Origin of the sequence: Aequorivita aquimaris (assembly GCF_001573155.1) — a bacterium.
Lineage (GTDB): Bacteria > Bacteroidota > Bacteroidia > Flavobacteriales > Flavobacteriaceae > Aequorivita > Aequorivita aquimaris.
On the sequence record NZ_JRWG01000001.1, the window covers coordinates 346,657 to 368,294 of the forward strand.

A 21,638-nucleotide genomic window follows, 5' to 3' on the forward strand; every position below is an offset into this window, starting at 1 on the left:
TAACGGAAGATACTGAATTTAAAGGAAACGGAACAAGTTGAAAAAACGTTCCGCGCAATAGACGGACTGTTAGATTCCAGCAAGTTTCTTCGGGGAATAAAGTTTTGAAGAAACTCGCTGACATCCTAACTTTACTAATTGTTATTGCTTTAAGTGAATTTGGATTTCTTCCCAAGAGAAAAGTTCTCCCGTGAATTTTTCCTGTGCTTTTTGTCCAGAATTTTCATTTTCAAAAGCCGAAAGATTCGCACCCATCGGGCTCGCAATCTGATCGCTCACAAGGTAGGAGGCCATTGTGGCGTCCATCAATTGTCCGGGTTGGTTGAAATCTGCAACCAGATACAGGGCCATTTCGGTGTCTTTCATCTCATCCTGTAAGGAATGGACCATACACTCTATGGCGTCATATTTATAGGCCTTGCCCTTTGTTGTTACCAACTGAGCGGAATGTTGCCTGTCCACGATTGTCATATTGCAGTAATGGCAGGCATCTGTTCCGTATTCAATCTGTTGCGGGCTTATATTGCACGAAACCAAGATTGAAGAAAAGATTATACCCAAGAAAATGAAATATTTCATAATACTATTGTTTTAGTGCTGAATTTTTAAGCTTTTTTATATTCCTTTTTTCCAACAAAAAAGGCTACTACGGTAAGCATCATTCCCGCAAAGATCATATAGGCACCTGTTCCTGGCCACGAATCCACATCAAAATTCAGCATTTTTTGATACCCTAATAAGGGTGGTTTGTAGGTCATTGGTGTGCCATCGGGATTCAAAAGTTTCATGATTGCTTTTGGATCTAGATCAGTTCCGTATTCCAAAAGCCATTGGTTAAAATCGTACATTCCTAAAATGCCCAATACAGACATTAACACGAACCAGCCAAGGAACCATTTATAACTGATTTTTCCGAAGAAACCCAGTATTCCTATAATTACGCCCAGAGCGACCATCGCGCCTATTACGATAGGAAAGACTTCAAATTCCCACATATCTTCTGCTTTTGGGATGGTCTTCATTCCGATATAATGGTTTAGGCCATCAATGTTCTGAATGTCAAATTCCTTTACGCCTTCTATTCCTTCAATATAAATATCCATTCCCAGCGGTTCGGGATATTGGGGGGCGCCCAGCATAATATTCCACAATGGAAATTTAAAGAGACCCAATAGCAGCAAGGAGCCAATTATCATTATTATTCCTGCTTTTTTCATTTTTTTGAATTTTAAATCTTAAACGTCCGTGCGGTTGGTTTTTGGGTTTAAGCATTTGTGCAGATAGTGCGATGCTGATTTTATATTGAATGGAAGAAAGACTGCTTCGTCAATTTTTTTTAAAAGACGGGGGAAATCAACAACCCCCGTCTTTCCTTTGAAAATACTATCAATCACTAATCTAGTATTTCCACAACTAAAAACTTCTTAATTAATCTTCACCTAAAGACCAACTCAGTTCCATATTGGAATTTGCCGGGCTTACGCGAACATATCCTTGCATTTCCTGGTGAAGTGCAGAACAGAAATCTGTACAATAGAACGGCCATACTCCCACCTGTTTTGGTTCCCAAACCAAGGTTTTGGTCTGTCCAGGCATTATCAACAATTCAGCGTTATTTGCGCCTATCATTGCAAACCCGTGTGGTACATCAAAATCCTGTTCGTGGTTTGTTATGTGGAAGAATACCTTGTCCCCTACTTTTACGCCCTCAATGTTGTCTGGGGTAAAGTGGCTACGGATGGTAGTCATATAAATGTGAACCTCATTGCCCTTGCGCTCTACACGAGCATCAGCTTCAGAAAGTGTGGCGTATGGGTTTTTATTGTCTGCCAATTTGTAAAACTGTTTAGAGTTTTTCTTCAGGATGTCTGCTCGAATACCGGCAGCGTAGTGTGGCTCTCCGTGCGTTGGGAAATCCAGCAACAGTTCCATTTTGTCGCCTGAAATATCAAACAACTGTGCGGAGTGCTCTAATTCTGGTCCTGTAGGCAAGTAACGGTCTTTTGTAATCTTGTTCATTGCAACAAAATACTTTCCAAATGGCTCCCTCGAGTTTCCACCGGGGATCATCCCGTGACCTACGGAGTAGAAAACTGGCTGGCGGTCCAATACTTCCCAAGTTCCGAGTTTCCATTTTACAACTTCAGAAGAGATAAAGAAAGTGGTATAAGCATTTCCCTTGCCGTCAAACTCAGTGTGCAATGGGCCTAAGCCTGGCTGCTTCACGGTACCTGCAAGTACGTCCTCAAATTTTAAGATTGGAATGCCGTAAGCTTCGCCGTCAAATTTCTTGTTTTCGATAGCATCAAGCATTTTGGTGAAAGAGTGTACTGTAAGGTCGGCAGAAAGTTTACCGTTACCTATTATATATTCTCCTGTTGGATCTACGTCGCAACCATGTGGAGATTTTGGTGTTGGCAAAAAGAATACTGCACCGGGAACCTTGGTAGGATCTACCGTCAACACCTCTTTTTCCATAGTACTTGTGGCCAAGTGTGTGTCGTGATCGTACACGTTGTGAGCGTAGTTGGCAGGCATTTTAGTTCCTCCTCCGTTATTCACATAGTCTTCAATTACCTTCCAGTTTACGGCGGCAATGAAATCTTTATCATTTTGTGATGAATTTACCTCCATCAATGTATTCGCTTCTTCGGTGTTATAGGTAGTAAAGAAGAACCAACCGTGGGATTTATCACGTCCAGGGTGCGAAAGGTCATAGTTAAAACCGGGCATCATCAATTGGAACTTAATACCCATACGACCAGTTTCCTGATCAACGCTAATGAAAGATAGCGCTCCCTTAAAGTTTCCTTTATAATCTTTAATCGGCATATCGCGTTGTGGTACCGGCACTGAGAAACGGGTTCCGGCTACAACGTATTCTGTATTTTCAGTAATGAAGGAAGAACTGTGGTTACCTGCACTGTTTGGCAACTCAATAATTTCTACTGTTTCAAAAGTTTCCAAATCAATACGGGCGATACGTGGAGTATTGTTACCGTTGATAAAAATCCATCGGCCGTCCAGTTTACCACCAGTTTGTGAAATATCGGGGTGGTGGGAATCGTCCCAAGGCACAAACCCGAATGATGTATTAAACATAGGCTTTGTTTCCTCAGAATATCCGTAACCACTGGTTGGGAATTGCGAGAATACCGGAATCTCCTTGAACATACGTCCAGAAGGAAGTCCATAAACCGTTAAGTTACCGCTATACCCTCCAGAGAAGAACGCGTAGTACTCATCGTGTTCGCCCGGGGCTACGTAAACTTTTTCAGCGGCATTGGTGGCCAGACCGCCTTGCCCCTTACTGCCTTTTTTGTTTTCCCCATTATTACAGCTCACCAAACCGGCGACCATAACAAGGGAAACTAAAATATTAATTGCTTTTTTCATTTTTCTATTGTTTTAATTTAAGTTTTTCGATTGTTTAGTTTGCAGGCAAGATTACCTTATCAACTACATGTATAATTCCGTTACCGGCGGGCACGCTCGCTATAATCTTGGCGCCGCCTACATATACGTCATCTCCTTTTGTTTCAACGGTTACATCATGTCCTCCAGCCTGCCCCAATTTTTTAAACTTTTTCAAAAAGTCTTTGGAGTAGTTGCCTGGCGTAACGTGATTTTTCAAGATAGCGGCAAGTTGATCCTTATTTTCAGGCTTAAGCAAATTCTCAACAGTTCCCGCAGGAAGTGCCTCAAAAGCAGCATTTGTAGGCGCAAAGACCATTAACGGACCTGCGTTTACCAAAGCATTTTCCAAGTTGGCTGCCTGTACCGCTGCCACAAGTGTGGTGTGGTCTGGGGAGTCAATGGCTATCTGAAGAATATTGGGCGTAGATTCATCACCTTCTATAAAGGCCTGACCTTGTCGTTCAGAAGCGGAATTGGCAGTTGCGGAATTTTCTACAACGGTTGTATCCCCTTCGGTTTTAGTTTCGTTTTTGCAAGCTGAAAACACGAGCATTGCAGCTGAAACAAATAGCAGTTTAATTGTTGTTTTCATTTTGATCTTGGTTTTTAACCCTTGCAGGACCGTAAGCCCTGCAAGGGGGTTGGTTGTTTAAGTATATATATTAAAGAGTTCTAAAATATTCCAATACTTGTCTTGCCTCTTCCTCCGTCAAATTTTGGTTGGCCATTGGCGATCCGTTGAATTCTATCAAAAGTGCTTTTGCCAGTGGGTCATTTTTGGTCATTTCCTCAGGATTTAGGATCATGTTCATAATCCACTCTGGGGTACGTCTTTCCAAAATACCTGTTGGCGCAGGACCAATGAATTTTTTGTCCGGTTTATGGCAGGCCATACATTTTGTCTTGTAAACCTCCATTCCCTTTGCTGCCATCGCTTGATCAATTTCAGCGGGAAGTTCTAAGTTCTTAATAGGCCCAATCCCCTTGTTGGTAAGATCCACCGATTCTGATGGTTTTACATCAGATGAAGCATTGGTAGTTTCAGTAGAAGCTTCGGTTGCCGCTGGCTTCTGTCCAATCTGGATATCATTGCTTTTCTTTTCTTCTTTTCCGCCACAGCTTATCAAGGTTACGATTGCAATTGCGGCCAGTGATTTCATTATAATTTTCATAGTTGTTTGAATTAATTTATGGGACAAAATTAGCACGCAAGAGAGAGATATAATATGATTTTTGTCATATACGGGATAATTTAATCTCTTTTTTTTGCTTCGAAGTAAGCTATTAAAAAATCCTCTTAGCAGTACAAAGATTCTTGTACTCTACGGTTTAAAATATGAGGAAAATCATTTTACATGTCACCCATAAAAATTAATTTTGAAGAAACCCTAAAAAGATGAAAAATATACTTTTGCCCACTGATTTTTCGAAAAACTCAAAGAATGCAATTAAGTATGCGCTGAAGTTTTTTGAAGGCGAAAAGTGTACATTTCACGTTCTCAATTCGCAAAAACCTTCTGGGTATATAACTGCCGATGTGCTTTACGGCGCTCCCGGCACATCGGTCTATGAAGGTATTTTGAACGACAATAAAAAGGAGCTTGAAAAATTGGTCCAATTTTGTAAATCAATTTCTGAAGGAGAGGATTTCACTTTTATTCCTAAAATAGATTTTGACAATATCGTTGATGCTGTTAACCAAGCCGTAGCGCTAAACAATATTGAATTAATACTGATGGGCTCTAACGGTGCCACAGGTGCTGCAGAAGTTATTTTCGGAAGTAACACCTTAAAAATTATACGAAACGTTGATTGTCCCGTTCTCATAGTTCCCGAAGCCTATACATTTGAAAAAATTAATGCAATCTTGCTCTCGCTAAACTATCAATATGATGTAGCGAACAAATCGTTCAACATTATTTCTGAAATACTAAAGAAAAACAATGCCTCGTTGAAAATTCTTGAAATTGAGGAAGAAGATATAGAACTATCCTCACAACGAAACCATACCGAGGAAGTTTTTAAAGAAATAGGTTTTGAACGTTATTCCATTAAAAATATTCCTGCCTCAATGGCCATCAATGCTTTTGAGCAGTTAATTCCCGTTCAACTTCACGCCTTGATTGTGGAGCGCAAAAGTTTTTTTGACCGCTTTATCTTTGGTTCAGAGACTTCAAAAATAAATTACGGTTCCCTTGTACCGCTTTTGGTACTTCATGAGTAGTTATTTCACAATCAAAAGATTATTCTTTTTAAGCGTTTGCACGAGTGTTTTTACATAATCGCGAATGGTGGAAGAAGCTCCGGGCGGATTCACAATGTCTATCTTTCCGCGCCATATTAAATCGCGCTCCTTGCCGGGGCAGAGACAATACAATGATGTTTCCGTATTATAAACAGGGTAATCCTCAATCTGTTCATTACCGTAAACGGGCCTATTTTCAGTATAATAATCACTGAAAGATTCAAATGACTTTGTAAGATTTCGGTAGGATTGCCCAATGGTTACCTTGCTTTCCTGCCCGGTAACTTTTGAAAAGAGCACAGCATCAAACCCCGCGGTGAGAAGTTCATTTTCAATGTTTTTTAAATTTTCTTCAGTTTGATTATTTTCAGAAAAGGTACTTTCAAAATAATCAACGCTTTTTACCGCAATCACATCTTCCGTTTCCAAGGCTTGTTGCAAGCTGTACTCAAATTGCCGCTGCAATACCGGGTCTGATGTTAAACCAACCACCAACACTTTATTGGCTTGAAAATTTGGAGTTTCTGCATTTCTATATTCATCAACCAAACGGCTGCTGGAACAACCGTATAGAGAAAAAATAAAAAATGCTGTGGCCAATAATTTATTCATGATATTTTATTAATTATTTAATAAACAGTATTATACACCCTCTTAATAACCTATTCGTAAATATACGTTTCTCTTTTTTCAAATTTTGAAATATTCCCAAAAGAAGCTATAAACTTAAAGTATTTCAGAAAATTCAGATATGACATTCATCAATCTCTAACGAATAATTTTAAATTTTTTTTAGAAAACAACTTGTGTAAAGATATATTATGTATTTTTGTTAACCAAATGGTTAAACCATAAAGTTGAAATATGGCAAAGACAAATAAAAATCAAGACACCGAAGGACAGATATTGGACGCTGCAAAAAACGTGTTCCAAAAAAAGGGAATGGACGGCGCACGAATGCAGGAAATTGCGGATGCGGCAGGCATCAACAAAGCGATGCTGCACTATTACTACCGAAGCAAACAATTGCTTTTTGAAGCGGTTTTCAGCAATGCCTTTTCCCTTTTGGCACCGCAGCTCAATAAAATTCTGAACGATGATTCCTCGATTGAAGAGAAGGTGAAAAACTTCACGCACAATTACATTTCTTTTATAATAAAGCATCCTTACCTGCCAAATTTTATAATTCAGGAATTAAACAGAAACCCAAAGTTTTTTGAAAAAATTCAACAAAACGCTGCTTTTCCAACACTGGAAAAATTTAAAAATCAAGTGAACGAAGAAGTGGAAAAGGGCATTTTGAAACCAATAAATGGAGAGCAACTTTTCATCAATATTATATCGTTGAATATTTTTCCTTTTGTGGCTACTCCTTTGATAAAAGGATTTTTAAAATTTGACGATAAAGGCTTTAAACAATTGATGGAGCAGCGCAAAACCGCGGTTTCGGAGTTTATTATCAATTCAATTAAAAAATGAAAAACTTTCTATTTCTATTTTTTGCTATCACTCCCCTTGTGGCATTTGCTCAGCAAACACTCACCCTGCAAGAGTGCTACGTTCTAGCGGAAAAAAATTATCCATTGGCAAAACAGACGGTTTTATTGGAAGAAAAAACACAGTCTGAAATTGCAATCTTGGAGAAAGGAAAACTCCCAAAGTTAGACCTGAACGCGCAGGCAACCTACCAATCGGATGTTATTGAATTGCCGCTTGCAATACCGAATTCCACAATAGAGCCGCCCAACAAAGACCAGTACCGCGCCACGCTGGACGCCAACCAATTGATTTATAACGGCGGAAATATCGCCGCAAACTCAAAACTAAAAACCGCCGAACTCGCCGCACAGCAACAGCAGGTAGCGGTAAATCTTTACACTTTAAAAAACCGCATCAACCAAAATTATTTCAGTGTTTTGCTCTTTCAGGAACAGGAAAAATTGCTCCTTTCAAAGATGGAGGTGCTCGATGCGCGTTTAAAAGAAATAAATACAGGCGTAAAATACGGCGCGGTCCTTCCCGCTTCCGAACAACTGTTGAAAGCGGAACAGCTCAAGTTAGAGCAACAACTTTCGCAGATTAATTTCGATAAACAAAAAGCGTTGAAAAACCTATCGCTATTGGTTTTTCAGGATTTGGACAGCAACACAATCTTGGCCAAGCCAGCCATTTTCATAGCTCCCGAAATCGAGTCGCAGCGACCCGAATTGGAGCTTTTCAATCTGCAGGAAAAGCAACTGGAAACTTCAAAAGAAGTCATTTCAAAAAGCAACTTCCCAAAATTGTTGGGGTTTGCACAGGCTGGCTATGGCAATCCGGGACTGAATATGTTGGACAATTCCTTTCAGGATTTCTATATGGTCGGTCTAAAATTGAATTGGAACATATTTGATTGGGGCAAAACCAAGGAACAAAAACAGACCGTCGATATTTCAAAGGAAATTGTTTCCACCGAAAAAGAAACTTTTTTACTCAACAACGAAATGCAGCAGAAAGAGGCCGAAAGCGATATCGATAAATACGAGGCCATGCTTCGGAAAGACTCAGAAATTATTGAACTGCGCGAAAAAGTTTTACAGGCTACCACTTCACAATTACAAAATGGCGCCATCACTTCTTCGGAATATATCACGGAACTGAACAATCTATTCGAAGCAAAAATCGACCAACAATTGCACGAGTTACAACTGGCGCTGGCGAAGGCAAATTATAGAATAATAAAAGGGGATTTTAAATAAATATTTAGGGTGAAAAATATAAAAACAATGGTTTTGGCAGGCTTGGTCGGAAGTTTATTCTCTTGCTCCAACGGCGAAAAAGCCGATGGATACGGCAATTTTGAAGCTACGGAAATCACAATCTCTTCCGAAGCAAACGGAAAACTGGAATATCTGAACGTGGAGGAAGGACAGGTTCTCGAAAAAGGAACCGCGGTAGGCCTTGTTGATACCCTTCAACTTTATTTGAACAAGCAACAACTGCTTGCCCAAAAAGAAACGGTGGCATCAAAATCGGGAGGCGTTTGGTCGCAAGTAAGCGTTTTGAACGAGCAATTGCAGACCGCCAAAACCGAACAGGAACGCATCCAAAATATGTTTGCCGAAAACGCTGCCACCAAGCGCCAATTGGACCAGGCCAACAGCCAAGTGGACGTTTTGAAAAAGCAAATACAAAACGTGGAAACCCAAAATGCGCCTATCGTGAATGAGGTAAAATCCATAGATGCCAAAGTAGCGCAAATTGAAGAGCAGATTGCTAAAAGCAAAATCACAAACCCGATAAAAGGCACGGTCCTGACCAAATATGCCGAGCCGGGCGAAATTGTCTCCTTTGGAAAACCGCTGTACAAAATCGCCGATTTGGAAGAAATGACCCTGCGCGTTTATGTAAGTGAAACGCAGCTCCCAAACATTAAAATTGGGCAGGAAATAAAAGTAAAAATTGATTCCGGTGAAGAAATGAAAGATTACCAAGGAACCATAAGTTGGATTTCGGCTTCGGCAGAGTTTACCCCCAAAATAATCCAGACCAAGGAGGAGCGGGTAAATTTGGTTTATGCGGTAAAGGTAACGGTAAAAAACGACGGTAGTCTAAAAATCGGGATGCCGGCGGAGATGTGGATTGATAGTCGGTAGTCGGTTGAGAAAATATAAAATTATGGAAACAATTGAATTTATTCTTTATGTCGCTGATCAGGCCCGGAGCGCGGAATTTTACGAGGGACTCCTCAAAACAAGTCCGAGTTTGAACGTGCCGGGAATGACGGAATTCAACCTTTCGGAAACCGTCAAACTGGGGGTGATGCCGGAAAGTGGTATTTCGAACATTCTTGGCCCGGCAATGCCGCATCCCAAAAAAGCTAACGGCATCCCGCGTTGTGAATTATATTTAAAGGTATCAAACCCCGCAGACTTTATTGAGCGGGCAATCCAATTGGGCGGAAAGAAGATTAGTGAACTGCAAGCACGTAATTGGGGCGATACCGTGGGATACATCGCCGATTTGGACGGGCATGTAATCGCTTTCGCCACAAAAAAATAAATCCTAAACTATAAACCCTAAACATTTATACTATGAAAAAAACAATCTTATCATTAGCAATTCTTTCAGCTTTATTAATAAGCTGCAACGAAACAAAACACAAGCACGAAAATACTGACACCGTTGAAACGACTGAAGGAGTCCACGAACATGAATTGGAAGAAATGGCTGCTGAAACCCACGCGATGGGCAATGCCTGGGTAAACGAGATAAAACTGAACAATGGCAACAAATGGGAAGCCAATCTGGAAACAACTGAAGGGGTGGACAAAATGCTCAATTTGGTAAAATCCAGCGACCCCAAAACCGTGGAAGATTACCACGCGCTTGCTTCAAAACTGAACGAGGAAAAAAATTATGTGGTAAAAAAATGTACCATGGAAGGTCCCTCGCACGACAACCTACACGTTTTTCTACATCCACTTATCGAAAAAATTGAGGCTTTAGGAAAGGTTTCAAGCACAGATGAAGGGGCTGAAGTTACCGCGAACATTCAAGAAAATCTGGAAGGATATTACGATTATTTTCAATAAGAAATATTTAGAATGATGGAAAAACACAGTTATAACGTAGATATTACCTGGCACGAGGACCGGAAGGGAATGATGTGCTCGCCCGAATTAGCTGAGGGCAATGCGCATTCGGCCAATTGCATCGAGGTGGCCACTCCACCCGAATTCCCAAAGGGAATGCCCAATATCTGGTCGCCCGAACATCTTTTTACAGCCTCTGTGAGCAGTTGTTTGATGACCACTTTCTTGGCAATTGCCGAAAACTCAAAATTGGAATTTTCGGGTTTCAGCTGCAAATCGAAAGGCGTACTGGAAAGAGTAGACGGTAAATATGCAATGACCGAAGTAATTCTGGAACCCACCGTAACCATTAAAGACGAAAAGGATCGCGAACGCGCGGAGCGTATCCTTCAAAAATCGGAGTCGGCTTGTTTGATCTCTAATTCAATAAAATCGAAGGTTACGATGGAAGTCACCGTCAAAGTTGAAGCGTAATGGGTATTTCCCTCAGCAATATCAGCAAATCCTATAAAAAGGTAAAAGCGGTACAGGACATTTCGTTTGATGTGAATCCGGGCGAACTCTTTGGCCTAATCGGGCCCGATGGCGCTGGGAAAACCACCATTTTCAGGATTTTGACCACGCTGTTGATTCCCGATGAAGGCACGGCCACCGTTGCCGGATTTGATGTCGTAAAAGATTATAAGGTCATTCGCAAGGCCGTGGGCTATATGCCCGGGCGCTTTTCGCTTTACCAAGATTTGACGGTGGAGGAAAACCTGACGTTTTTCGCCACTATTTTTGGGACAACGATTGAAGAGAACTACGATCTGATCGAGGATATTTACGTTCAAATAAAACCCTTTAAAGATAGGCGCGCAGGAAAACTCTCCGGCGGGATGAAGCAAAAACTCGCCCTTTCCTGCGCCTTGATCCACAAACCGAAAGTGCTTTTTTTGGACGAACCCACTACTGGCGTAGATCCCGTTTCGCGAAAGGAATTTTGGGAAATGTTGAAACGCTTGCAAAAAAAGGGAATTACCATATTGGTTTCAACCCCATATATGGACGAGGCTGCATTATGCGATAGGATTGCCTTGATACAGAGCGGTGAGATTTTGGAAATCGACACCCCCAAAGCCATTGTAAGCCAATTCCCAAAAACCATTTACAATGTTGGCGCAGATAATATGTACAAATTGATACAGTCGCTGCAACAATACGAGCACGTATATAGCGTCTTTCCGTTTGGCGAATTTGTGCACTACACCGACAAGAGGGATTCATTTGAAATGGCCGATTTGCAATCCTATCTGGAAAAAGAAGGCCTAACAGCTATTCACATAGAATCTACCAAAGCAAATATAGAGGATGCCTTTATGGAGTTAGCGCGGTAATGAAAGAAGAAAATGTAATAGAAGTCAATCAATTAACCAAAACATTTGGTGATTTCACAGCTGTAAACACAATCAGTTTTGAAGTCAAAAAAGGTGAAATCTTTGGGTTTTTGGGAGCGAACGGCGCAGGAAAAACCACGGCTATGAAAATGCTTATAGGAATCTCAAAGCCTTCCTCGGGTGAAGCTACTGTTGCGGGTTTTGACGTGTATTCCCAACCGGAATCCATCAAGAAGAACATTGGCTACATGAGCCAGAAATTTGCGCTTTACGACGATTTAACCGTAAAGGAAAACATCACATTCTTTGGAGGGATCTATGGGTTGTCGAGAAAAAAAATAAAAGAGAAAAGGGAGCAATTGATTTCAGAATTGGGCCTGGAAAATATCAGCAACAAATTGGTGGGCTCCCTACCCTTGGGTTGGAAACAAAAGCTGTCGTTTTCGGTTTCGCTTTTGCACGACCCCAAGATTGTTTTTTTGGATGAGCCCACGGGCGGTGTGGACCCCATTACCCGAAGACAGTTTTGGGAAATGATCTATAAAGCCGCCGACCAAGGCACGACCATTTTCGTGACCACGCATTACATGGACGAGGCCGAATACTGCGACCGCGTTTCAATAATGGTGGAAGGAAAAATTGAAGCCCTGGACACACCGAAGAAACTGAAGGAACAATTTAAAGTTGATTCGATGAACGATGTGTTTTTGAAATTAGCGAGAATCCCATCCCCGACCCTTCCCAAAGGAAAAAGAGAAAATACCGATTGCAATTAAAAATTAACAGTGAAATAAGTTCTCCCCTTTGGGGAGTTAGAGGGGAAAATGAAACGATTTATAGGTTTTATAAAAAAGGAATTCTACCATATCTTTCGGGATAGGCGGTCGTTGTTTATACTTTTCGGGATGCCCATTGCGCAAATTTTGCTTTTTGGCTTCGCCATTACCAATGAAATAAACAATGTGGATATCGCCATTTTGGACCATTCAAAAGATGCTTCAACCGAAGAGGTCATCAATAAGATCTCAGCTTCAAAATATTTCACCGTAAAACAGATTCTAACCCGGGAAGCCGATATAGAGACCGCCTTCAAAAAAGGAAAAATAAAAGCGGTACTGAATTTTGAAAAGCATTTCAGCAGAAATCTAATCAAGCAAAACCAGGCAACCATCCAGATTATTACAGATGCCACGGACCCCAACACGGCCAATTCCATCACCAATTACATCAATGCAATACTTCAAAATTATCAGCAGGAAAAAAATAGGGCGATAGTTGTGGAGTATCAGATAATTCCGCAGGCACGGATGGTTTACAACCCGGAACTCAAAAGTGTGTTTATGTTCGTCCCCGGCGTGATGACAATTATTTTGATGTTGGTTTCGGCTATGATGACTTCCATCTCCATCACCCGCGAAAAGGAATTGGGCACCATGGAGATTCTTTTGGTTTCGCCCTTAAAACCTTTTCAGGTTATTATCGGGAAAGTGGTGCCGTACATTTTCCTATCGGTTATAAATGCAGTGGTCATCGTGCTTTTGAGCATTTTCATCTTTAAGATGCCACTGCAAGGAAGTCTGATTTTACTCGCCCTGGAGAGTGTGCTGTTTATTATCACTTCCCTTGCTTTGGGAATATTAATTTCCACCATCGCAGAAACGCAGCAATCGGCCATGATGATTTCTCTGATGGGCTTGATGCTGCCCGTAATACTGCTATCTGGGTTTATTTTTCCAATATCGAGTATGCCGGTTCCGCTTCAAATAATAAGTAACATAATTCCTGCAAAATGGTTTATCATCATCATTAAAGGCATTATGCTGAAAGGGGTGGGAATGGCCTTTATTTGGAAGGAAACGCTGATCTTGATGGGGATGACGCTTTTCTTTATTGGCTTGAGTGTAAAGAAATATAAAATACGGCTGGAATAATGAAGACCATCGGCTACATAATACAAAAGGAATTCAAGCAGATCTTTAGAAATAAAGGGATGTTGCCTATTATATTTATCCTTCCGATTTTGCAGCTCGTTATTCTCTCCAATGCGGCCACCTACGAGGTGAAAAACATAAAATTTGCGTACGTAGATTACGACCGTACCTCAACCTCCCGTGCGCTTATTGAGAAATTTAACGCCTCTAACTTTTTCAAGGTTCTGACCGATTTTCCCTCGCAGGAAAAAGCCAGTGCCGCGATGCTTTCAGGCGAAGTGGATGTGGTAATGGAAATTCCCAACCATTTTGAACGAAATCTGCTAAAGGAAAAAACCGCCGATCTTTCCATCACCATAAACGCCATCGATGGGGCCGCTGCTGGGGTGGAAAGCGGTTACGTAAACCAGATTGTGCACAGTTTTAACCAAGGCGTGAAAATGACCATATTGGACACTTCAAAAAAAGTGGCGCAGCCCGTGACCATTCAGGCGATTCCCTCCTTTTGGTACAATACCACGCTGGATTATAAAACCTTTATGGTACCGGGGATTTTGGTTTTGTTGGTAACGATGATAACCCTATTTCTCTCCGGGATGAACATCGTTCGCGAAAAGGAAATAGGCACTTTGGAGCAAATAAACGTAACGCCCATCCGCAAAAGTCAGTTTATTATCGGTAAACTTTTTCCGTTTTGGATTATTGGAATGGGGCTGCTGACCATAGGGTTGATTCTCGCAAAACTGATCTTCAACACGCCCATGTTGGGGAGCCTGCTACTGCTGTACACCTATACTTCCATTTATATTTTGGTAATTCTCGGGATGGGACTGCTCATTTCAAATTTTACCGACACGCAGCAGCAGGCCATGTTTATTGCCTGGTTTTTTGTCGTTATCTTTATTTTGATGAGCGGCCTTTTCACACCTATTGAAAGCATGCCAAAATGGGCGCAGATCGTTACCGAATTCAACCCTATAAAATATTTTGTCGAGATCGTGCGGATGGTTCTGCTGAAAGGATCCGGCTTGGGCGACATTTTGCCACAACTGTTAAAGACGCTGCTTTTTGCAATACTTATGAACGTATTGGCGGTTTGGAGTTATAGAAAGGTGAATTAAAAAGCCTTAAACCAAAATTTCCCTTATTTCATACAACTTCGGAATACTTACTTTCCAACCATAACTATCCCGCAATTTAACCCGCAGGGCATCCTGGGCCGTGGGTTCCCCGTGAATAAGAAAGGTTTCCTCGGGTATGTTTTTTATATTGCTTGTCCAATCCAAAAGCCCCTGCTGGTCTGCGTGTGCCGAAAGACTTTCAATATGGTGTATTTCAGCTTTTACGGGATAGTATTTTCCGAAGAATTTCAACTCATATGCACCTTCCAAAAGTTGTCTTCCACGCGTGCCTTCAGCTTGGTAACCGACTAATAAAACAGTAGTATTTTCTTTGTCAATCATCTGTTTCAAATAGGTCAAAACCCTTCCGCCAGTAACCATTCCACTACCGGCAATCACCACTTTTGGCTGCGGATTGTCAATGGTTTTCCAAGTATCTTTATAGGAAGAAATAATGGTCATCCGATTGGTCATGGTATTGAACTCCTTCACCGACATTTTATGCCAATCCGGAAAATTTTGAAATACCGAAAGCACATTATTGCCCATTGGGCTATCAATAAATATGGGGATATTTGGAATACGGTTTTCGTTGTATAATTTCCAAAGCAAAAACATCAGCGTCTGTAAGCGTTCCACCGCAAAGGATGGAATTATCAAATTGCCACGATTGTGAATGGTTTTGGTGATGAGCTCCACCAATTTATCTGAAACGCTTTCCTGCGGATGGAGTTTGTTTCCGTAGGTGCTTTCCATAAAAAGATAATCTGCCCATTCCGGTTTTTCGGGTGGATAAAGCAGTAAATCGTGCTCCCTGCCAATATCTCCGGAATAGACGAAAGTTTTGCCGAAAATTTCCAGCTCGATAAAAGTAGCGCCGATAATATGCCCGTTATACCTGAAACGATATTTGATGTTTTCCGAAAGTTCAAACCATTCATCTCTTGCGTTAGATTGAAAAAATCCCAAAGTCACTTCGGCTTCCTGCACGCTATAAAACGGTTCGGCGGGTTTGTGTTTTGAATAGCCTTCCTCATTGGCTTTTTCGGCTTCCTCTTCGTGGATTTTAGCACTGTCCAACAAAATTATTTTAGTGATTGCAAGCGTGGGTGCCGTGCCAATAATTTTTCCGCGGAAACCATGCTTTACCAATCGCGGCAGATAGCCTGTATGGTCCAAATGGCCGTGGGTTAACAATACGACATCTATTTCTGAAACATCAATTGGCAGTTGTCCCCAATTTTTTTCGCGCAGCTCTTTTAGACCTTGGAACATGCCGCAGTCTATCAATAAATTCTTTTCCGAAGTTTCAATTAAAAACTTTGAACCTGTTACGGTTCCCGCAGCTCCGAGGAAATGTATTTTTACTTTTTGCATAATCAGTTCTTTTTGCACAAAATGTTTATTTCCTCTAAAATTCGCGCTTTCCGCTTTTCCGAAACTCCCAAATGGTCGAGATAAAATTGGTCGTCTATCAACTGTTTGCAAAGCACCACATCGCGACTCAGGAGAAATTGCTTTTCGCGCTGACTGAGCAAGGTGGAAACGGTTACAGGATAAAGCCCCAAACGGTCTATGCGGTCCTTGATGCCGTTATCTTTCGGGAAATCCCAACTTAAAAGGTAAAGGCCCACACATTTGCCGTAGGTCAAAGCGTCTTCGGTGAATCGGGTATTGGTGACCACCCAGCCTTCATTCGGCTTTTCCCCCTTGTTGCCGTCACCGTAATTGTTGAGGATATCACGATAACGGGAATGTATATAGAGCGGCACCTTTACATTGCAATTTCGCCCTTCATCACTGTGGAACTTACATTCGGCAACTATATATTGGCCGTTTTTGTGCGCTACCACATCTACCTCGTGGGTTACGCACTTACCGTTCAAAAATTGGCCCGTCTTTACATCATAACCGCTGTAATATAGGATGGCGCCCACAAACTTCTCAAATGGAAATCCCGTGGGACCCAACTCATAAATTGCTTTCTTCAACTTGTATTTTGAAGCGTAGCCTTTTTTCTTTTTCTTCAGAAGTGCAAAGGCGCGATTGTAGATTTCCTTGGTTGAAATACCCTGGTAAAGCTCATCGCGGACGTTATTGGCTATTTCGTTGACCAAGGCTTCCTCTGCGCCGCTTTTCCGAAGGGAGTTTTTCAGTTTTTCAATTGAAAATATGGCCCGTTCACCCGAATGCTTTATTACTTCAATGGCATTGTTCTTCATAATTAAGGTTAGTTTCTGGTATCGTGGAGTGCTAGGATGGGTACTTTGGAGTGGACGCCGAGACTTTTAACCAACGGATTTGAAAAAACACTGCCAAAGAACCAGTGTTTTCTATTCACAAATGCTATCATCCCGCTATTTTGCTGGTCTGCGAAGGACAGCACGCCCTCCTTTACGCCCTTATGTTCAAGCCAGTGGTAGGTATATTTTACTTCGCTGAAATGATTTTCCAATTCCTTCCGATTGTTCCTTTGCCTTTCCGAAAGGTCCTTCTCCTTGCCAATGTGAAGGATTTGGATTTCTGAATTTCCGAGCTGTGCAATCTTCACAAAGGTTTTCATTTCCCGCTTGTTAAAATGGGTCTTAAAGTTGGTGGGAAAAACGATGCTACCTATCTTTTTATAGGAAACATTGGCGGGCACGGCAAGTACGGCACAGCCTCTGATGTTTTCCATTACGTTTACGGAGTTTCGGCCGTAGGCTACCTTCGTATCATCTGTTATACCGCGGGTTCCCATAACGATAAGGTCTATTTTATCGCGCATTACCTTTTCTTCCAACAACTCGATAAGGGTTCCAAATTTGTGGTCGAAATAAATGGTATGTTTAGGATTGTCTGCCAATAAGCCCACCTTCTTTTTCAACCATTCCATTCTTTCGCCCGAAAGCCTTGCCGCCCTGTCATAATCAGCCGGTTCGGGTTCAGGAAACAATACGTTGCCCTTGGCCGAACGCGCTAAAAAATAGGAATGGAAAATGTGAAACGTACAATCTTCCTCCGCAAAAAGCTCGAACGCATAAACAATGGCATTGAAGGCACTTTTTGAATAATCGGTAGGGATTAAAACTTGCTTTTGCATAACCAACTTTTTTGTTTTGATTCACATTAAATTTTTATAAGGACTCAATTTCTCAAATCGTGCATTGCCAACAACGGTACATTAGCGTGCTTTCCGAGTTCTTTGACCATAGGGTTGGAAAAAACACTCCCAAAGAAATTGTGCTTTTTGTTCACAATGGCAATCATCTCGCTCTGTCGGCTCTGTACAAAACAGCGCACCCCGTCGTTTATGTCAACGTCGTAGAGCGTATGGTGGGTAAAACTGGCGGCTTCCAAAATTTTCTCCAGCAACACCTTATTTTCCTGCTGGGCTTTGGTCAAGCCTTTATTGTTCTGAATATGTAAGATACGGATTGGGGAATTGGTACAGCGCGAAATATCTACCAAAGTGGCCAGTTCCCTCTCTTTATAGTGCGTTCTAAAACTTGTGGGGAAGACAATTTCATTCGGGTCCTTGAACAACACATTTGAAGGAATGGCGAGTACCGGGCAATTCCTGATTTTTTCCATCGCATTTACCGCATTGCTGCCCAAAATCACGGTCTTATTGTCCGTTTCGCCCTGGGTTCCCATAATTACCAATTCTATGTCCTGTTTTTCAACCGTTTTCTTCATTACGTCGAAAAAGGAACCAAATTCGCTTAAATAATGAAAGCTGTGGCTGTCATTTTCTTCGTAAAAAGCCATTTGCACCTTTAGTTTCTCCATATTTTTCTCCGAAGCTTCCCGAACTTTTTGCAGGGCTTCTTCCGTAGGCTCGGGGCTCAAAAGGTTCTCTTTTGAATACCCGGAAAGATAATAGGTGTGCAGCAGAAAAAATTCCGCAGGTTCCCTTTTATAGAGCTCCATGGCATATTTTATGGCGTTCCAGGCGTTTCTTGAAAAATCTGTGGGTATCAATATTCGCTTTTTCATCTTCTGAAATTTTAATTTTTAATAGGAATTACCAACGTTGGAACGTGAGTATGCTTCCCTACCCTACTTACAACAGGTTCCCTAAAAAGTTTCTTTAGGAAAGCGTGCTTGTGGTACACGAGGGCCAATAAATCCATATTCCGTCCATCAATAAAGTTATGAAGGGTTTTTGAGATATTATCCTTTTTCGGAATAAAATGGAACTCGGTATCATATTCCGTAAGGTCATTTTTATAATGTTCCAGATTTTGCTGCTGCAGCACGTTCAAATCTCCTTCCGCACCTACGTGGACCACGTGCAAATTTGAATTGTACTGTCGCACCAACCGAACGATGGGCCGCAGTTTTGAAAGTTGGTAAAAATCGTTAAAGTCCGTTGCAAACGCAATGTTTGTGGGGATTACGTAATCCACTTCGCGCGGAACAATGAGCAACGGGCAACCTTCCAACGATTTGGTGATTTTTACCGTTGTGCTCCCCACGAGTACATCCTCGGCACCCGTGCGGCCCTTGCTGCCCATAACCACGAGGTCTATTCCTTCGGTGGAAACCAATTTATTGATGGTTTTTGACAGGGTTGCCGGCGTGGAAATCACTTCAAATTTGTGTGCAACTTTGGAAGAATCCAGTTTTATTTGATGCACCAATTGCTGGCCGTCCTCATCAGATTGTCGATACAATTTTTCAATTATATTTTCAGAACGGCCTATGTCTACACGGCTCGTTAGCTTCCCCACTTCTTCCCCAAAAGAATGGAGAATGGTTATTTGCAGTGCTTCATCGCTAAAAAGTTTTGTGGCATAAAACAAGGCCGCATAGGCGTTTTTGGAGAAATCGGTTGGAACGAGGATTTTTTTCATTGTCAATATGTATTTAAAAGGTTTATCTCGGTAAATTTTGAAGTACTAGAAAGGGGATGTCAATTTTCAACCCAATCTTTTCAATGGTTGACTGGTAAAGTATGTTTTCCAGATAGGAATGGCGCGTATTGACCATCACCAGCATATCTATGGGATTTTCAATTATGAAAGTGTTGATGGCTTTGGTAACATTTGTCCCGCCTTTTTGATGGAAATTTATTTGGTTGTCGCAGAAGGCCGCTTCCAAAAATTTCCTGTTATCCTGCTGTCGCAAGGAAAGGGTTGGAAATGTTGAAACGTAGAGAAAATCTACTTTGGTAGCGAAGCATTTTGCAATGGTGCTCACCAGTTTCAGTTCGCGGCGTTTGTAGGGCAACAAATAATCTGTAGGAAACAACAAGTTTTTAGGATGCACATCGCCATAAACGGCAGGAATGGCGAGCACGGGGCATTTCACATATTTTATTACCTGCAGCGTGTTGCTACCGAAGGTTATTTTTTTATCGGCGGTTTCACCTTTGGTGCCCATAACCACCACATCTATATTCTCCTTCTCCACCCAATCGTTTACCGAATCCACCAACAGGCCAAATTCGGCAATGGTATGCAAAGTATGCTTTGGATTCGGGGAAAAGCTGAGAATCTGTTTACGGGTTTCCTCAAGATTTTCCTTTGCTTTTTGAAGCGCTTTTTCCTGCAGTTCCTCAAAAACAGCATCGGCCAAGCGGGCCTTGTCTTCATACACCGAATCGGAAAAAGCGTGGAGCAAATATATCTCGGTGGGGCCGTGCTTAAATAGCTCAGTAGCGTATTTAATGGCGTTCATTGCATTATCCGAAAAGTCTGTGGGAATCAATATTTTTCGCATGGCGGTTTGTTTTTGAATGATTACGTAAATATAACCATTACAGTACAGTAAAACTATGATAAATATCAATCAACAGCCTGATTTTTAAGGAATCCTTAAGAGTGCGCAAGCCGTTTATTTCGTAATTTAAAATTAAAAAGCTATGAAACTTTCCGCTATCACATATCTCGTACTAACAACATTCGTGCTCGTTACGGTCGCAATTTTTGCGGCTATGGATTTTCCGTTCGGGTGGGTATTTTATTTGACCGTTTTGGGCCAAGCGCTTTTAATCTTCTCGGTCTTTAAGGTTTTAAGAGACAGCTATACCACCGATAAAACCTTTAAGGATTTTTATGAAGACCATCCTATTGGCCAAGAGGAATGATTTGGTATTCAGTATTTTGAATTTTGAATTTCAACTCACTCGTGGAGCACCAAAAAAGGCACATTCACCGAATAGCTCACCGATTTTACGGCAGGCCGCAACAGTAACCGCTGGATAAGGTTTAAGTTTTTTGCCACGATGGAAACAAGACTGATATCCCAAGTCTCCACAAAATCCTGTATGCCTATTTCCAAGTCTTTATTTTCCACAAAATGGAAGCTGTGCTTTTTATCCTTGAAAAAGTAATGCAAAAACCCCTTGTTGTCGGTCTGTGCCGCGGTAAGCCCCGTATTTTGGGCTTTAATATGAAGCACCCTCAGCGGCGAACGATGCAGATCCAACGTCTCTGAAAGTCTAGTGATTATTTTGTTACGATAAATGCAGTTGTAATCGGTTAAAAAGGCGATGTTTTTAATGCCGTTAAACTTGGCGTTTTCGGGAATCACGAGAATGGGACATTTCACCTTGGTAATCACATCGCAGGTATTGCTGCCCATTTCCCCGCCATTAATTTTAGTAGTTCCCTTGGTGCCCATCAAAATATAATCGATTTCCTTTTCAATTACATTTTTTCTAATGGCCTCTAGCAAGTTAAGGTTTTCGTGAAGGGGGAAAAAGCTATGGGCTGGGTTTTGGGAACGGATTTGGTATTTCCGTATTTCTTCCCGCAACGTGGCAGAAGTGCTTTGAACCGTCTGCATTTCAGTATCAAAGTCAGAAAAAAGCTCCTGTTCCTCTTCCTTAGTACTTGTATGTGTATGCGAAACATGAAGGATATAAAAATTCACCGCAACATCGGAAAAATATGCAAGTGCATACGCAATGGCGTTCTGTGCATTTTCTGAAAAATCCGTCGGGATTAGTATATTCATCATAGCATCATAATCTTACAGACAAAAAT

Annotated in this window: 25 protein-coding genes; 12 read left to right on the forward strand and 13 right to left on the reverse strand. The window is 41.5% G+C overall.

All coding sequences use genetic code 11. The annotated features are described in order from the left end of the window. Nucleotides 1-141 precede the first annotated feature (141 nt). From LS48_RS01585 to LS48_RS01605, 5 genes are all read right to left on the reverse strand, one after another. A complete protein-coding gene (locus LS48_RS01585; protein WP_045080010.1) occupies nucleotides 142-579 on the reverse strand; it encodes a nitrous oxide reductase accessory protein NosL in 438 nt (145 codons plus the stop codon). Nucleotides 580-605: 26 nt separating this feature from the next. Then, nucleotides 606-1,217: a hypothetical protein gene (locus tag LS48_RS01590; RefSeq protein ID WP_045080011.1), complete on the reverse strand. Its 612-nt coding sequence runs from the start codon at nucleotides 1,215-1,217 to the stop codon at nucleotides 606-608. A gap of 211 nt (nucleotides 1,218-1,428) precedes the next feature. Continuing rightward, complete coding sequence (nosZ, locus tag LS48_RS01595) at nucleotides 1,429-3,396, reverse strand: Sec-dependent nitrous-oxide reductase (protein ID WP_062619280.1); 1,968 nt, start codon at nucleotides 3,394-3,396, stop codon at nucleotides 1,429-1,431. 34 nt (nucleotides 3,397-3,430) lie between these two features. Further along, a complete protein-coding gene (locus LS48_RS01600; protein ID WP_062619282.1) occupies nucleotides 3,431-4,009 on the reverse strand; it encodes a fasciclin domain-containing protein in 579 nt (192 codons plus the stop codon). Between the two features lie 70 nt (nucleotides 4,010-4,079). Next, entirely contained in the window at nucleotides 4,080-4,589 is a 510-nt protein-coding gene (locus LS48_RS01605) for a c-type cytochrome (RefSeq protein ID WP_062619284.1), read from the reverse strand. Between the two features lie 224 nt (nucleotides 4,590-4,813). On the opposite strand from LS48_RS01605, the gene LS48_RS01610 reads away from it, so the two are divergent. Next, entirely contained in the window at nucleotides 4,814-5,641 is an 828-nt protein-coding gene (locus LS48_RS01610; protein ID WP_062619287.1) for a universal stress protein, read from the forward strand. On the opposite strand, the gene LS48_RS01615 is transcribed toward LS48_RS01610, so the two are convergent. Continuing rightward, the gene (locus LS48_RS01615; protein WP_062619289.1) at nucleotides 5,642-6,274 is read right to left on the reverse strand and encodes a putative periplasmic lipoprotein; all 633 of its coding nucleotides are present in this window, start codon (nucleotides 6,272-6,274) and stop codon (nucleotides 5,642-5,644) included. Nucleotides 6,275-6,526: 252 nt separating this feature from the next. Here LS48_RS01615 and LS48_RS01620 point away from each other — a divergent pair, with 252 nt between their 5' ends. From LS48_RS01620 to LS48_RS01665, 10 genes are read left to right on the forward strand one after another with little or no spacing between them, the layout of a single operon-like run. Continuing rightward, nucleotides 6,527-7,141 carry a TetR/AcrR family transcriptional regulator gene (locus tag LS48_RS01620; protein ID WP_062619291.1) on the forward strand — a complete coding sequence of 205 codons (615 nt, stop codon included), beginning with the start codon at nucleotides 6,527-6,529 and terminating at the stop codon, nucleotides 7,139-7,141. Next, nucleotides 7,138-8,400, forward strand: a complete 1,263-nt coding sequence (locus LS48_RS01625; RefSeq protein WP_062619293.1) for a TolC family protein — start codon at nucleotides 7,138-7,140, stop codon at nucleotides 8,398-8,400. Before LS48_RS01620 ends, LS48_RS01625 begins: the two co-directional genes overlap by 4 nt. Nucleotides 8,401-8,409: 9 nt before the next feature. Further along, nucleotides 8,410-9,297: an HlyD family secretion protein gene (locus tag LS48_RS01630; protein ID WP_076692392.1), complete on the forward strand. Its 888-nt coding sequence runs from the start codon at nucleotides 8,410-8,412 to the stop codon at nucleotides 9,295-9,297. A gap of 22 nt (nucleotides 9,298-9,319) precedes the next feature. Then, entirely contained in the window at nucleotides 9,320-9,703 is a 384-nt protein-coding gene (locus LS48_RS01635; RefSeq protein ID WP_062619297.1) for a VOC family protein, read from the forward strand. A 32-nt stretch (nucleotides 9,704-9,735) separates the two neighbouring features. Continuing rightward, nucleotides 9,736-10,236 carry a hypothetical protein gene (locus LS48_RS01640; protein ID WP_062619299.1) on the forward strand — a complete coding sequence of 167 codons (501 nt, stop codon included), beginning with the start codon at nucleotides 9,736-9,738 and terminating at the stop codon, nucleotides 10,234-10,236. A gap of 12 nt (nucleotides 10,237-10,248) precedes the next feature. Next, a complete protein-coding gene (locus LS48_RS01645; protein ID WP_062619301.1) occupies nucleotides 10,249-10,710 on the forward strand; it encodes an OsmC family protein in 462 nt (153 codons plus the stop codon). Then, entirely contained in the window at nucleotides 10,710-11,612 is a 903-nt protein-coding gene (locus LS48_RS01650) for an ABC transporter ATP-binding protein (RefSeq protein WP_062619302.1), read from the forward strand. The genes LS48_RS01645 and LS48_RS01650 overlap by 1 nt, the downstream gene beginning before the upstream one ends. Next, nucleotides 11,612-12,388, forward strand: coding sequence for an ABC transporter ATP-binding protein (locus LS48_RS01655; protein WP_076692393.1), 777 nt, complete (start codon nucleotides 11,612-11,614; stop codon nucleotides 12,386-12,388). Before LS48_RS01650 ends, LS48_RS01655 begins: the two co-directional genes overlap by 1 nt. Nucleotides 12,389-12,436: 48 nt before the next feature. Next, entirely contained in the window at nucleotides 12,437-13,543 is a 1,107-nt protein-coding gene (locus LS48_RS01660) for an ABC transporter permease (RefSeq protein WP_062619306.1), read from the forward strand. After that, nucleotides 13,543-14,664, forward strand: a complete 1,122-nt coding sequence (locus LS48_RS01665) for an ABC transporter permease (protein WP_062619308.1) — start codon at nucleotides 13,543-13,545, stop codon at nucleotides 14,662-14,664. Before LS48_RS01660 ends, LS48_RS01665 begins: the two co-directional genes overlap by 1 nt. Before the next feature lie 6 nt (nucleotides 14,665-14,670). Here the strand turns inward: LS48_RS01665 and LS48_RS01670 are convergent, their stop codons facing one another. Genes LS48_RS01670 through LS48_RS01695 form a run of 6 tightly spaced genes read right to left on the reverse strand, consistent with a single transcriptional unit; the run spans nucleotide 14,671 to nucleotide 20,439 of the window. Beyond that, nucleotides 14,671-16,041, reverse strand: coding sequence for an MBL fold metallo-hydrolase RNA specificity domain-containing protein (locus LS48_RS01670; protein WP_062619310.1), 1,371 nt, complete (start codon nucleotides 16,039-16,041; stop codon nucleotides 14,671-14,673). Nucleotides 16,042-16,043: 2 nt separating this feature from the next. After that, complete coding sequence (locus LS48_RS01675; RefSeq protein WP_062619312.1) at nucleotides 16,044-16,886, reverse strand: ATP cone domain-containing protein; 843 nt, start codon at nucleotides 16,884-16,886, stop codon at nucleotides 16,044-16,046. Nucleotides 16,887-16,894: 8 nt separating this feature from the next. Further along, the gene (locus LS48_RS01680; protein WP_062619314.1) at nucleotides 16,895-17,746 is read right to left on the reverse strand and encodes a universal stress protein; all 852 of its coding nucleotides are present in this window, start codon (nucleotides 17,744-17,746) and stop codon (nucleotides 16,895-16,897) included. A gap of 44 nt (nucleotides 17,747-17,790) precedes the next feature. Then, on the reverse strand, nucleotides 17,791-18,642 hold the full coding sequence (locus LS48_RS01685) for a universal stress protein (RefSeq protein WP_062619317.1): 852 nt from the start codon (nucleotides 18,640-18,642) through the stop codon (nucleotides 17,791-17,793). 11 nt (nucleotides 18,643-18,653) lie between these two features. Continuing rightward, complete coding sequence (locus LS48_RS01690; protein ID WP_062619318.1) at nucleotides 18,654-19,502, reverse strand: universal stress protein; 849 nt, start codon at nucleotides 19,500-19,502, stop codon at nucleotides 18,654-18,656. A 22-nt stretch (nucleotides 19,503-19,524) separates the two neighbouring features. Next, on the reverse strand, nucleotides 19,525-20,439 hold the full coding sequence (locus LS48_RS01695; RefSeq protein ID WP_317038828.1) for a universal stress protein: 915 nt from the start codon (nucleotides 20,437-20,439) through the stop codon (nucleotides 19,525-19,527). Nucleotides 20,440-20,512: 73 nt separating this feature from the next. On the opposite strand from LS48_RS01695, the gene LS48_RS01700 reads away from it, so the two are divergent. Next, on the forward strand, nucleotides 20,513-20,737 hold the full coding sequence (locus tag LS48_RS01700; RefSeq protein WP_045080031.1) for a hypothetical protein: 225 nt from the start codon (nucleotides 20,513-20,515) through the stop codon (nucleotides 20,735-20,737). A gap of 35 nt (nucleotides 20,738-20,772) precedes the next feature. On the opposite strand, the gene LS48_RS01705 is transcribed toward LS48_RS01700, so the two are convergent. Then, on the reverse strand, nucleotides 20,773-21,612 hold the full coding sequence (locus LS48_RS01705) for a universal stress protein (protein ID WP_076692394.1): 840 nt from the start codon (nucleotides 21,610-21,612) through the stop codon (nucleotides 20,773-20,775). Between the last annotated feature and the right edge of the window lie 26 nt (nucleotides 21,613-21,638).

Coding starts and splice junctions, on each gene's coding strand:
- nosZ (WP_062619280.1), bottom strand. CDS start 3,396: ATGAAAAAAGCAATTAATATTTTAGTTTCCCTTGTTATGGTCGCCGGT.
- LS48_RS01660 (WP_062619306.1), top strand. CDS start 12,437: ATGAAACGATTTATAGGTTTTATAAAAAAGGAATTCTACCATATCTTT.
- LS48_RS01685 (WP_062619317.1), bottom strand. CDS start 18,642: ATGAAAAAGCGAATATTGATACCCACAGATTTTTCAAGAAACGCCTGG.
- LS48_RS01610 (WP_062619287.1), top strand. CDS start 4,814: ATGAAAAATATACTTTTGCCCACTGATTTTTCGAAAAACTCAAAGAAT.
- LS48_RS01675 (WP_062619312.1), bottom strand. CDS start 16,886: ATGAAGAACAATGCCATTGAAGTAATAAAGCATTCGGGTGAACGGGCC.
- LS48_RS01585 (WP_045080010.1), bottom strand. CDS start 579: ATGAAATATTTCATTTTCTTGGGTATAATCTTTTCTTCAATCTTGGTT.
- LS48_RS01665 (WP_062619308.1), top strand. CDS start 13,543: ATGAAGACCATCGGCTACATAATACAAAAGGAATTCAAGCAGATCTTT.
- LS48_RS01680 (WP_062619314.1), bottom strand. CDS start 17,746: ATGCAAAAGCAAGTTTTAATCCCTACCGATTATTCAAAAAGTGCCTTC.
- LS48_RS01640 (WP_062619299.1), top strand. CDS start 9,736: ATGAAAAAAACAATCTTATCATTAGCAATTCTTTCAGCTTTATTAATA.
- LS48_RS01650 (WP_062619302.1), top strand. CDS start 10,710: ATGGGTATTTCCCTCAGCAATATCAGCAAATCCTATAAAAAGGTAAAA.
- LS48_RS01620 (WP_062619291.1), top strand. CDS start 6,527: ATGGCAAAGACAAATAAAAATCAAGACACCGAAGGACAGATATTGGAC.
- LS48_RS01705 (WP_076692394.1), bottom strand. CDS start 21,612: ATGATGAATATACTAATCCCGACGGATTTTTCAGAAAATGCACAGAAC.
- LS48_RS01655 (WP_076692393.1), top strand. CDS start 11,612: ATGAAAGAAGAAAATGTAATAGAAGTCAATCAATTAACCAAAACATTT.
- LS48_RS01590 (WP_045080011.1), bottom strand. CDS start 1,217: ATGAAAAAAGCAGGAATAATAATGATAATTGGCTCCTTGCTGCTATTG.
- LS48_RS01600 (WP_062619282.1), bottom strand. CDS start 4,009: ATGAAAACAACAATTAAACTGCTATTTGTTTCAGCTGCAATGCTCGTG.
- LS48_RS01625 (WP_062619293.1), top strand. CDS start 7,138: ATGAAAAACTTTCTATTTCTATTTTTTGCTATCACTCCCCTTGTGGCA.
- LS48_RS01635 (WP_062619297.1), top strand. CDS start 9,320: ATGGAAACAATTGAATTTATTCTTTATGTCGCTGATCAGGCCCGGAGC.
- LS48_RS01700 (WP_045080031.1), top strand. CDS start 20,513: ATGAAACTTTCCGCTATCACATATCTCGTACTAACAACATTCGTGCTC.
- LS48_RS01605 (WP_062619284.1), bottom strand. CDS start 4,589: ATGAAAATTATAATGAAATCACTGGCCGCAATTGCAATCGTAACCTTG.
- LS48_RS01690 (WP_062619318.1), bottom strand. CDS start 19,502: ATGAAAAAAATCCTCGTTCCAACCGATTTCTCCAAAAACGCCTATGCG.
- LS48_RS01615 (WP_062619289.1), bottom strand. CDS start 6,274: ATGAATAAATTATTGGCCACAGCATTTTTTATTTTTTCTCTATACGGT.
- LS48_RS01670 (WP_062619310.1), bottom strand. CDS start 16,041: ATGCAAAAAGTAAAAATACATTTCCTCGGAGCTGCGGGAACCGTAACA.
- LS48_RS01645 (WP_062619301.1), top strand. CDS start 10,249: ATGATGGAAAAACACAGTTATAACGTAGATATTACCTGGCACGAGGAC.